Genomic DNA, 12493 nt, shown 5'->3' with positions numbered 1-12493 from the left:
ATGGGTTTATTTTAATACTCGTTTATTGATGATGTTATAAATACATCGTAATTGTTGTGAATATGACATCATTAGTTTGATGGTTCTGCTATTTAATATTTAATTGATACCTAACTTTTTTCCCATTCGATAGAGATTGCCGCGATCCATTTGTAAAAATTCAGCCGATTTTGACCAGTTTTTGTTTGTTTTTTCAAGCGTGTGCTCAATTAACTGTTTTTGATAATCTTCGACTAATTGCCGCATCGGTTGCGATTGTTCAGGGAAAAAAGTGGTGATATGTTTTTAACATCATTAGTTGGTGGTAAGTCAAAATAGTGATGAGTAATGGTCTTTTGTTCATCTTGTATAGCACGTAATGCTGCGCGGGTTAGTGTATGTTCTAATTCACGAATATTACCCGGCCATGGCTTTGCTTCTAGCATGTGCAATACTTTTGGATGAATATGTAGATTAGGTAAATTAAATTGATGGCGTACTTTTTCTAGTAAATAACCGGCGAGAACGGGAATATCATCACAACGCTCACGTAATGATGGCACAAAGATAGGGAAGACATTAAGACGATGGTATAAATCAGCGCGAAAGCGACCGAGTTCGACTTCTGTTTCTAGCTGACGGTTGGTGGCGGCGATAATACGTACATTAACGTGTAAATGTTGATCACTGCCAACCCGTTGCAGTTCACCTTGCTGGATCACACGTAATAATTTTGCTTGTAAAAGTAGCGGTAATTCGCCAATTTCATCTAAAAATAAGGTGCCACCATCGGCTAATTCAAATTTTCCCGCTCGATGGCTATTCGCACCCGTGAATGCGCCTTTTACATGCCCAAACAGTTCACTTTCAGCTAATCCTTCAGGCAGTGCCGCACAGTTAATATAAATCATTGGTGTGTCGGCACGTGCAGATTGAGCATGTAGAGCATGGGCGACCAGCTCTTTACCTGTGCCTGTTTCACCACTGATTAGTACCGCATAATCAGATTTTGCGACAGTGGCAATATTAGTCCGTAGTCGTTGCATTGCTTGGCTAATACCAACCATTTCACCTTGTTGTGAACGCGCCTGTTGGATCAACGTATTTGTGAGTGACTTTTGCTTTTTGTTTTGATCTTTAAGGGCATTAAATTGGGCAATATTACGTAATGTTGCCGCAGCTAGAGCGGCAAAGGTTTCAATAGCAACGGTTTCTATATGATCAAATGCTCCTACTGTTAGTGAATCTAGCGTCAGTACACCAACAAGTTGTCCTTCAACATAGAGACTACAGCCAAGACAATCATGAATATCAATCGCTTGATCTTCATTTAATAAGATCCCGTCAAAGGGATCGGGCAGGGCGCAATCAGCATCAAATCTTACTGGGTGTTTACTGGCCATTATGGCTTGTAAACGGGGATGCGCTTGAGGGAAAAAACGTCGACCGAGTATCGCAGGTGATAAACCTTTAACCGCAACGGGAATTAATAAGCCTTGTTTATCAAGTACAAACAACGCACTCGCATCGCAAGGAAATACTTGGTCGATGCCATCAATTAAGTGTTGATAATGCTGATCACTGGCGAGATTTGCACTGAGATTAAGGGCGATATTAAGTAATACATTATTGAGTTTTGAATTCATAATAACCTAGCGACTGTGATTTATTTTATGTCAGCAATATTGATGTCTTTATCACATCACAGTGAGAGGCATGATTCTTTATTTAAGAACAATAAAAGATAAAAAAAAGATGGATCTGAAATCCATCTTTTAATTTATCTTTTAATTTTTAGGGGGGTTAATTTGTTATTGCGCTTGCCAAATTCGCTGGCATTCAGCGCTACCATTAGCGGCTATTGGTTTTTCAAATAACCATTGTAGTGGCGCAACAACAGGGCTTGTCGTAAACCTGACTGAGGTTGCAAAGATCGCCGATAAGGGTATTTCAAGATTAAATTTCTCAAAAGTACCATGGACTTCGACAGGGGTTTGTAAGCTAAAAATCTGTGCTTTTTTTGATTGTGGTGATAAATACAAATTAAAGTCACGGTTTTTATAGCTGGCATCAAAAGCGCCATGAACTTGAATACGTGAGGTATCAAGCAGTAGGTCTCGTTGCTTTATGTTGCCATTATTAACATTAAACCCGCCAGCAATACAATTAAGCACTGAGTTATCTTTAGTGGTAAATGTAGGTAACACTGCATCCGCTAAACTGACCGCCCATAGGTCAATTACGTTTGCTTGAAAAGCTTTAGGCCAAGCGGCAAATCCAATAAAACCATTGGCATTATTCATTAGGCTTTCCGGCGTATTGGCAAGACTGGTTAGGTCAAATTTGGCACTGATTTTACCGTGCATATCGGTTTTGGGATCAATACGACGCGCGATAATACCGTAGTCGAAATTTTTCACCAGTCCATTAAGTTTGATCGCAAATTTATCACCTTTAGGCGCAACAGAACCATCAATATTGATATCACCACCGGGTAATTGAATGTGTAATGGTTTCAGCGTTAATAGACCATTGTTTAAGGTCCAATCTAATTTACCTGCACCCAACCAATCTTTACCTGAGCGTACATTACCGACGTTAAGTTTAAAATCGGCATTAAGTAAATTTAAGCCTTGAGGACTGATAACGTCCACGGGTTTATTTTTAGAGGCAATAATCTTATTCGATTTTTGGTTTTCAGGTAGCCATGCTTGCCAGTTTTTTAGCTTGAAATCATTGATTTGAATAAAAGGCGCATTAAGGACTACTTTCACATCGGGACGATGGCGACCATCCCCTTTAAGTGGAGGTAAGAAATCACCATGACCTTTAAGGGTACTGCTACCGACATTGATTAGCATGTCACGCAGGTGATAACCAATTTTGTCCATTGATAATGATGCGGCAACTTTAACTGGCCCATAAGGCGGTAATTTGATCCCAGTAAAGTTATCAAAACGGTTTAAGTTGGGCGTGGTTGCTTCAAAGGTAAGGTTGAGTTTTTTAGGATCAATCGGTAATACAACCTGTGATTGAGCATTAAAGGCAATATCACCAATATTGGCATTAAGTTTAACAGGAATAGATTGACGACCATCATTGGCTTGTTTTAATGACACCGAATCAAGGGTGATCGCAACGGGTTTATTTGCCGCTCGTCCATCAAGAGTAAGGTGTGTTGCTGTCTCTGGGCCGGTAACAAAATGACCTTGGTTAAGGATAATATTAAAGGCTTTGCCAGTGTAAGTATCTGCCAGTTTTAATTGACCGCCATTGAGTTGGGCATCAATTTTTGCTTGTTCCATTAACTCTAACAGAGTCCTACCTGATAACGATACCGCGAGTTTGGCACTATCGAGACTCATACTAAGATTATTAACAATATCAAATTGGTGTAAAATTCGCCCAATATCAGGCTTATTTACTGCTAAATGTAATTGTGAATGAATGGTCTGATTATTAATATCAAACGCAATATCACCACGGTAAACACTTCCAGCATAACGGGCACTAAACGGTGATGTGCTTAATTTGCCATCGCGCACTTTGCCTTTAAACGCCATATCATCAACTTGCTGCTGCGCCCACAGCATTTTATTGACATGTAAATTGACATCGGCATCAGCAATAACGACTTTATTACTTAGAATAGGCACATCAAGATTTACCCCTTGAGTGGGTACTGTTTGCTCCACTTTCGGTAACGCTGCTTTATCAACAAACTGGCTTAACTGGGTAAAATCAAGGGTATTAAATTGACTGTTAAGTTTTAAAAACTGGCGGTCATGTTGTGGTCGCCACTGTAAATTTATTTTTCCCTGACTGTTTAGCAGTGTCACATTGGGAATATCAAGATCAAGCCATTCACCTGTATTAGTGAGCTTGCCTTTGAAGTTGATTTTGCCATGCATTGAAGCACGAGTACCTAACCATGGACTCAGTTTTCCAGCATCGTTACTGTGGACATTAACATCAAACCAGCTACCTTTTTTCCAGTCAGTATTGACTAACTTTCCTTGCGCTTTGATATCAATGACAGGGCTTGCAAAGTGCAATGATGGCGACCAATCACGATGATTAATAATGTCAGACAATGTGCCCGCTTTGGCAGTAATTGTAACGGGGATTTTCATTATCTTACCACTTACATGTGAGCTAAAAGGTTGCTCCATGCCTGAGTGGATAGTTGCTTTATCAATCGCAAATGAGGCTTTAGCGCCCCAGTCGACATTGGCATCATTAATGGTAAGACCAAGCTGGCTGTTATCTAACCATTGTTGTAATTTTGTGCCTTCGGTTGTTAATTGCAGTTGCGCATTTTTAAGATGACCAGTCGCATTAGGTAAGCCTGAAATCCAGCCTGCCATTTCACCTAATGATGAATCTTTTGCGCCCAACGTTACGTCAACTTTAGACGTCCACTCGGTGGCATCAATACTGGCATTACCTTTGAATGCAACATTGGCAATGTTTGCCGCCATTGGTGCTGATAATTTGCCTTTTTCACCATCAATATTAAGCGAAATAGTGTTAACAGGCGTACCGAGCCCTTTAATCTCACCAATGGTTAAGGCGAAATGGGTACGGGTTTTTACTAACCATTGATCTAACGCTTTTTGCAGTGGCGATTGTTGTGGTGCCGCCGCATACATGGTGCCACGCATCATTTGTGGTTGTGGCTGTAACCATGGGCGAAGATCGATTTCGGGAATATCTAATTTACCATCAATGATATTTAATGGCTGAGCACCTTGGGCAAAACTAACGTTAACATGCCCATTGGCCGTCGTAATAGGGCTACGAACTTGAATATCTTTAAAAGCAAAGCCCTTATTAGAGGCCGTCAATTCTGTGGTTATTGATAACGGTGCAACATGGTGTAAATCGATATCCAACAGATTGGCAATTTGGTTGGTATTATTCCAATGTAAACTGATATTAGCCGTCGAATCATCACCGCTATTGAAAGGGGTAATGTTGGCATCAACATCTAATTCAGCCCCAGCAAAACTGCCTTTCGCAAATAATTGACCATGTTGATTATTAATCAGTTTCTGTAAGTCGCCTGTCAGTGAAAGATCATATTCACTGCCCATAGCATCACCTTTAGCGACTAAGAGCCATTTATCAGGTTTTGTCAGGGCAAGGTGATCGAGGTAACCGCTGTAATACGCATTTGTAGTTTGGTCTTCATAGTCAACACGAACTTTGTCTGCATTGATATTATTACTTAATATCAGCTTAAATGCAGATGAAGACGATGTTTTTGATGGTGCGGGGTGCTTATTAAATACCCAGTTTTCATTACCTTGCTGATCACGTAATAGATTTAGAGAAATATCTTTCAGATTAAGATAATCAATTTTAAGGGTGTTTTGCAGTAGTGGTAATACCGAAATTTTGGCCGCAATATAACCTGACGTGAACATCGGTTGCCATGGCATTGATTTAAGATTAGCAATAGTGACATCGCTTAACTCAATTTCAGGGCTAAAAGACAGCGTTAACGCCATATTACCTTTAATGTCAGTTTTGCGATCAAGGCTTTTTGTTAACCATTGATTAATTTCATTACGATGAGCACTTAAATCAAGTTTAACACCATAAGCCAGTACACCAGAGACGGTGATGACAGGCGTTAATAGTGCAATGAGTGTCCATAATGCCACTTTTTTTAATGTCTTTTTTTTGCCGACATTGGGGGTGGTGTTGGGGGTATCTTGAGTCATTACTTATTCAGTTTCTATCCGTGGTCATGAAAGATAAATCCAGCAGTGATTATCAGTAAAATGGTCATATTTTACCTGGCTTATAGTTATCGCTGGTGCTGTAGGTTATGGTAGCTAGTATACAGTGTGACATTCAGCAATGTCTGTGGTTCCATTCGTTTTTCGTATTTTCATTGCTATAAACACATTGAACATGCTTTTTTTATGAAAATCTATGCATTGTTATTCTTATTGGTGGTTACTTTTAATTGCGCTAAAGCAATAAACAAGAGATCGGTTAACGTTTGCTGTGCTGCCTGTGATGCAATGGAATCATTGTCGGGCTGATCTTGGATCTGAATTGATGTTTCTATGGCTAGTGTATCAAGTGTAAAGTGTGCCAATTGTCGTAATGGGCTCATTTCAGAAGTGGTTAAAGCGACAATTGTGGCACCATTTGTTATTGCATTCTGCGCAGTAAGTAAGCTGTCTTGATGGTAACTATTATTACAAATATGGCATTGAATATCACCTGATCGGAGAGTATTCGCGATTGCAATTTGGAACTGATTATCTTGTTCGGTAATGACAGTCATCCCGAGTGTCAGTAATTTAGACCTAAAATCGTTAACAATCGCGACCGAATGACCATAACCGATCAGCTGAATACGTTGTGCGCAATAAAATAACTTTATAATATTATTGAAATTATTTTCATCAATGGCCTTTGTGGTTTCAATAATAGCATCCGTTTTTTGATGGGCTAATTTTTGTGCAATAGTTATTAACGTATCACTATCGCTAATTTGGTTTTGTAGTTGCTGAGGATCATTACCGATTGCTTGTTGGCGAGTTAATTCTTCTTTTAGATCAACTTTGAAAGCCAGAAAACCACTAAAACCAAGTTGTTGGGTGAATTTAACAATACTTGACTGACCCACGTTCGCTTGCTGTGCCAGTTGGAGAGAAGATAATGATACGATGGATGCGGGTTGCTGCAATATGAAGGCGGCAATTTTTTGCGCACTGGGTGACAGTTGTGGTTTTATGTTGGCAATTTTAGCAATAATCGTCATAGATTTTATGTATGAAAAGGTTATGCCGTTATCATAACAAAAATATGACAGTATCCTGTTACTACTCATCGTTTATTTTAGAGAGCTACCATGAAAATTGATTTAACGGAATTAGTGACTGAGAGTCGCAACAATGCCAGTCAAGCAATCGATATGCTAACCACGATTGACATGCTAAAAGTCATCAATGATGAAGATAAAAAAGTCGCTTTAGCGGTAGAGCAAACATTACCTGCGATTGCACAAGCCGTCGATGCGATTGCGAATGCCTTTCAAAATGGTGGACGGTTAATTTATATCGGTGCTGGGACATCTGGGCGTTTAGGTATTCTTGATGCGAGTGAGTGTCCACCGACATATGGTAGTGCACCAGAGCAAGTGGTGGGCTTAATCGCAGGCGGGCATCAGGCTATTCTAAAAGCAGTTGAAAATGCTGAAGATAACGCAGAGATGGGCGCTGAAGATTTAAAAACGATCAATTTTTCCGCCAGGGACGTGTTGGTTGGGATTGCCGCAAGTGGTCGCACCCCGTATGTATTAGGGGCAATGGCTTATGCGCGTTCAATCAATGCCACCGTTGCATGTGTAAGCTGTAATCCACAAAGTTCTATGACTGCGGCGGCTGATATTGTGATCACGCCGGTTGTGGGTGCTGAAGTGGTGACAGGATCTTCTCGAATGAAAGCGGGTACTGCGCAAAAATTAGTGCTTAATATGCTAACAACAGGGGCAATGATCCGTATTGGTAAGATTTATGGCAATTTGATGGTGGATGTTGAAGCAACTAATGCCAAATTGGTTGAGCGTCAGAAACAGATTGTCATGCAAGCGACTGAGTGTGATCGTCAACAAGCAGAAATAGCATTAACAGCATGTAATGGGCACTGCAAAACCGCTATTGTGATGATATTAACTGGGATTGATAATGTCGCTGCAACTGCACTTTTACAGCAAAATAAAGGCTATATTCGAGCTGCAATTGTAAAAAATCGCTAGGTAATATTGTTGTTAATATTATTTATAAACACACACCAACGGATGATGTGTGTTTTTATGTATTACATAACATTATTGTTATATTTTTTTATGGTGGTAGCGTATTGCCGATTGTTGGTTAGGACTATCATTAAATCGACATAAACGTAGAGAAATAATCAGTGCGAGTGAAGATAGAGTGAATAATACTAATAAAGAGGGCATACATGATCCAAAACATTTTTCAGAAAGAGTAGTTTAATACAGTATACAGCGACAGTGAGTTTATTGTTATGGTTGTGTCATATTAAAATAGATTTTGGGACAGGGTCATTTAAATAACTATAAGCCATTAGTTAATAGTTAATTAAAATGAATGCTTTTAATATAAGTACTATATTGTTATTTTTTATTTATACTATTGATATATTTAAGCTTTATCTTTAAGTGTGGTGTCCGTTAGTATAATAGATATGACTGGTTATTTATTTTTAAATAGTTTTGTTTTATTAATAATAATAAAGTGTGACCCAGCATTTTTTCGCTAAATAACTAAAATTGGTTATTATGCTACTGGGTTTTTTCAGTGTGTAATAGTTTAATTTTACATTCCCACGGTTGTATTAAAAAGCCGTTATAGAACGGCTTAATTAAATTACATTGATTCAAATTCTTTTTGAAAGTTGAGCACTTTTTCTAAATAACGCCGAGCTTCTTCTTTTGGGTGCTTATTGGTTAATGCCCAATAAACCTGATTAGGTTGTAAGTGATTAATATCTTTCATTGCTTGCTTTCTATCTGGATCAAAGGTCGCTAATACACCACCAGTACCACCATTGTAAGCAGAAATCATGGTGTAATGTTTGGTTGTTGAGTGTTGAACTTCTTTTAGGTAACGATTTTTTAAAATATAGAAATAGGCTGCGCCAGTATCAATATTATTGGCAGGATTAAATAAATATTCTTTGGTTGGAATACCGGGCTTATTTTTTACCAGATTAAACACATCGGCACCCGCCGTTTTAGGAATAACCTGCATTAAGCCATAAGCGCCTGCATGGCTAACGGCATAAGGGTTAAAGCTACTTTCTGTTTTGACGATGGCGTAAATTAAGTCTTCATCAATATCATAACGTTTAGCTGCTTGGCGAATGATATCTGCATATTGATATTCACGTTGTTCAAGATGATCATCAACCATATCAATTTCAACATAATACGCAGTACCTTGTTGGAGTTTTTTGGTTTTTAATTTATTGGCTATAAGATAATCAGCATATTTTCCAGCTCGCCAAGGCCATTGAATATTTTGGTTTTGATGGTCTTTAACTTGACCTAATAAAAAGGGCTTATTACTGAGTGGAACTGATTGGTCACTAAATAGATCTACTTGTGATGGATCGGCTGGCATAAGCAATGTTTCTTCAATCGCCTTTTTAAGTGTGCCTTGGGGAGCATAATTGGCAACAGTTGAGACATATATCTTACCATTATCAAAATCAATATGGGCACGAGTACGATAACCATCAAAATATTTCACATAGCGGTGTTTACCTGCTTGTAAATAATCATCGTCACCCCATTGCTTTTTTACTTGGCTCTCAAAATATTTTAATAATGCCTGACGTTGTGTTTCTGTAAGAGCGATATGATTATTATTACCATTTAGATGGTTGTTGTTATTTATATTGCTATCACTCACATTCGTCGATGGCGCACAATTATATATACAATCAGGTGTTGGTGATGATGAACATGATACCGTTAATAAACAAGTAGTGATCGCGAGCCAAGCCTTTTTCATTATTATCCCTAATTATTATGAACCATGAATCTGTTTTGAAACATCAATAATAGATTTGTGATCTGTAGCACAGATAAAGTCATTGATTATAAAAAACTATTTTACCTAAGCTACTCCCTTAGATGTTAATAATTTTATTAATTATGACGATAAGAATAATTTATCGTCATAATTGTTTAATAGATATGGTCTATTGAACTAATAGAAAACTAATATTATCTTTATTTGTTGAAGTGCTATAAATTAAGCCTAACGAATAAACGAGCCTGCTAGTAACAGTGGATATATTTAAAGAATTAGATTTTAAATTTACCCATAAAAAGAACGTTACTATATTTTTTTATTAGGCTATGTTTATAACCAGAATGATATTTAGTGATTATCAATAATCATACGAACAATTAGGATAATAATAATGTCAAAGTGCCCATTTAATCATACGCAAGCGGTTAATCCTTCAATTAACCCAGGTAATGGTACCTCTCCAAGTGATTGGTGGCCAAATCAGCTTAAGTTAGGTTTATTGCACCAACATAATGCTAAATCAAACCCAATGGGTGATGATTTCGATTATGCAGCAGCGTTTAAAACATTAAACCTAGAAGCGGTTAAACAAGATCTTCGTGATTTAATGACTGATTCTCAAGATTGGTGGCCAGCAGACTTTGGTCACTATGGTCCTTTCTTTGTTCGTATGGCATGGCACAGCGCAGGTACTTACCGTACTTCTGATGGTCGCGGTGGTGCAAGTACTGGTAACCAACGTTTTGCGCCACTAAACAGCTGGCCTGATAACGTTAACCTTGATAAAGCACGTCGTTTAGTTTGGCCTATCAAACAAAAATACGGCAATAAAATCTCTTGGGCTGACTTAATCATTCTTACTGGTAACGTTGCTTTAGAATCAATGGGCTTTGAAACTATCGGTTTCGCTGGTGGTCGTGTTGATATCTGGGAACCAGAGCTAGATGTTTATTGGGGTAAAGAAAAAACATGGTTAGCTGATGATACTCGTTATGAAAAAGATGACGCAGTTCGTGAGCTAGAAAATCCGTTAGCTGCTGTTCAAATGGGTCTAATCTATGTAAACCCAGAAGGTCCAGATGGTAACCCTGATCCACTACTAGCTGCTGATGATATTCGTCAAACATTTGCTCGTATGGCAATGGATGATGAAGAAACTGTTGCATTGATCGCTGGTGGTCACTCATTTGGTAAAACCCACGGTGCTGGTGATGCCGCACATGTTGGTGCAGAACCAGAAGCTGCAGGTATTGCAGAACAAGGTTTAGGTTGGTCTTCAAGCTACGGTAGCGGTAATGCTGCTGATACTATTTCAAGTGGCCTTGAAGTTACTTGGACAACAACGCCAGCAGAATGGAACCACACAGGTTTCTTCCATAGCTTATTCAGCCATGAGTGGGAACTAGAGAAGAGCCCTGCAGGTGCACACCAATGGATAGCTAAAGACGGCCGTGATGAATACCCAGATGCCTTCGGTGAAGGTATGCATAAAGGTACAATGCTAACAACAGATATATCATTACTTGTTGATCCTGTTTATGCAGAAATTTCACGTCGTTTCTATGAGCATCCAGAACAATTCGCAGCAGCATTTGCTCGCGCTTGGTTCAAACTAACTCACCGTGATATGGGTCCTCGTGCTCGTTACTTGGGTTCTGAAATTCCAACTCAAGAGTTCATCTGGCAAGATCTGATCCCTGCAGTTGAATATGATCTTGTAAATGATGCAGATATTGCAACATTGAAAGAAGCAATCGCAGAATCTGGCTTATCTGTACACGAATTAGTGTCTACAGCATGGGCATCAGCATCAACATTCCGTGGTTCTGATATGCGTGGTGGTGCTAACGGTGCACGTGTTCGTTTAGCGCCTCAAAAAGATTGGGAAGTGAACGAGCCAGCTCAGCTTGATAAAGTATTAACCGTACTTGAAAGCATTAAGGCTAACTTTGCAAAAGAAGTGTCTCTTGCTGACTTAATCGTACTTGCTGGTGGTGTTGGTATTGAAATGGCAGCTAAAAAAGCTGGCAACGATGTATCTGTACCGTTTACAGCAGGTCGTGCTGATGCAACTCAAGCACAAACTGATGTTGATTCTTTCTCTGTACTTGAGCCTATCGCTGATGGCTTCCGTAACTTTGAAAAAGCAAAATACACAGTAGCACTAGAAGAATTACTTCTTGACCGCGCACAATTACTAACGCTAACAGCGCCTGAAATGACAGTGTTAATTGGTGGTATGCGTGTTCTTGATACTAACTACCAGCGTAGTGAGTTCGGTGTATTCACTGACCGTAAAGAAACATTAACCAATGATTTCTTTGTAAACTTACTAGATATGGCAACAGTATGGAAACCAACCTCTGTTGACCAAGATATCTTCGCAGGTACTGATCGTAAGACAGGCAAGCAGAAGTGGATGGCAACACGTGTTGACTTAGTATTTGGTTCTAACTCTCAACTACGTGCAATTGCTGAAGTATATGCTTGTGCTGATGCTGAAGAGAAGTTCACTAATGACTTTATCAATGCATGGGTTAAAGTAATGAACGCTGACCGTTTTGACCTTAAAAAATAAGGTTACAACTCGGTAGTATCACTACTCGATAATATTTAATGAGAGGCGCTGATTATCAGCGCCTCTTTTTTTTATGGGCGTTATTTGACCATTACTACTTCAACCCCGTTATTTTTCTACTATAACGACCAAACTTCCCCCGACATTTTTTGCTTACAATTAATGCGAACCATCCATCGTCATTCCCTACGGTGAATGCCCGCGAGGGCGATAGAGAATCTACCATCAGCGCGTTGTAGAGTGACCATTTCCGCTGACATTTTTAATGCTCAGTGGCACAGGAAATATAAATATCCCAGCTATTTTCTACTATGACGACCAAACTTCTCCCCGACATCCTTGCCTACAA

The 12493-nt window shown here is 39.1% G+C and carries 5 protein-coding genes and 1 pseudogene; 2 read left to right on the top strand and 4 right to left on the bottom strand.

All coding sequences use genetic code 11. The features are described from left to right. Positions 1–99: 99 nt before the first annotated feature. The 3 genes and pseudogenes from norR to BTO21_RS15840 form a co-directional block, all read right to left on the bottom strand. Positions 100–1625: pseudogene (gene norR / locus BTO21_RS15850) on the bottom strand (nitric oxide reductase transcriptional regulator NorR). A 165-nt stretch (positions 1626–1790) separates the two neighbouring features. After that, positions 1791–5708, bottom strand: a complete 3918-nt coding sequence (locus tag BTO21_RS15845; RefSeq protein WP_045028343.1) for an AsmA family protein — start codon at positions 5706–5708, stop codon at positions 1791–1793. Positions 5709–5920: 212 nt separating this feature from the next. Continuing rightward, the gene (locus tag BTO21_RS15840; protein ID WP_045028344.1) at positions 5921–6763 is read right to left on the bottom strand and encodes a MurR/RpiR family transcriptional regulator; all 843 of its coding nucleotides are present in this window, start codon (positions 6761–6763) and stop codon (positions 5921–5923) included. 90 nt (positions 6764–6853) lie between these two features. Between BTO21_RS15840 and murQ the strand changes: the two genes are divergently transcribed. Then, positions 6854–7759 (top strand): N-acetylmuramic acid 6-phosphate etherase, encoded by a 906-nt coding sequence (murQ, locus tag BTO21_RS15835; RefSeq protein WP_045028346.1) that lies wholly within the window; start codon positions 6854–6856, stop codon positions 7757–7759. Between the two features lie 634 nt (positions 7760–8393). On the opposite strand, the gene mltC is transcribed toward murQ, so the two are convergent. Next, positions 8394–9542 carry a membrane-bound lytic murein transglycosylase MltC gene (gene mltC, locus BTO21_RS15830; RefSeq protein WP_045028348.1) on the bottom strand — a complete coding sequence of 383 codons (1149 nt, stop codon included), beginning with the start codon at positions 9540–9542 and terminating at the stop codon, positions 8394–8396. A 415-nt stretch (positions 9543–9957) separates the two neighbouring features. Between mltC and katG the strand changes: the two genes are divergently transcribed. Next, the gene (katG, locus tag BTO21_RS15825) at positions 9958–12144 is read left to right on the top strand and encodes a catalase/peroxidase HPI (RefSeq protein WP_045028349.1); all 2187 of its coding nucleotides are present in this window, start codon (positions 9958–9960) and stop codon (positions 12142–12144) included. Positions 12145–12493: the final 349 nt, after the last annotated feature.

Origin of the sequence: Photobacterium phosphoreum, from assembly GCF_002954725.1 — a bacterium.
In the GTDB taxonomy this organism is placed as follows: Bacteria; Pseudomonadota; Gammaproteobacteria; order Enterobacterales; family Vibrionaceae; genus Photobacterium; species Photobacterium phosphoreum.
Note: the sequence above shows the minus strand (reverse complement) of the source record. Positions and strands in the feature narration are given on the sequence as shown.

What these genes read in the sequence shown, in the direction of transcription:
- BTO21_RS15840 (WP_045028344.1), bottom strand. Translation starts at nt 6,763, where the DNA reads ATGACGATTATTGCTAAAATTGCCAACATAAAACCACAACTGTCACCC.
- murQ (WP_045028346.1), top strand. Translation starts at nt 6,854, where the DNA reads ATGAAAATTGATTTAACGGAATTAGTGACTGAGAGTCGCAACAATGCC.
- mltC (WP_045028348.1), bottom strand. Translation starts at nt 9,542, where the DNA reads ATGAAAAAGGCTTGGCTCGCGATCACTACTTGTTTATTAACGGTATCA.
- katG (WP_045028349.1), top strand. Translation starts at nt 9,958, where the DNA reads ATGTCAAAGTGCCCATTTAATCATACGCAAGCGGTTAATCCTTCAATT.
- BTO21_RS15845 (WP_045028343.1), bottom strand. Translation starts at nt 5,708, where the DNA reads ATGACTCAAGATACCCCCAACACCACCCCCAATGTCGGCAAAAAAAAG.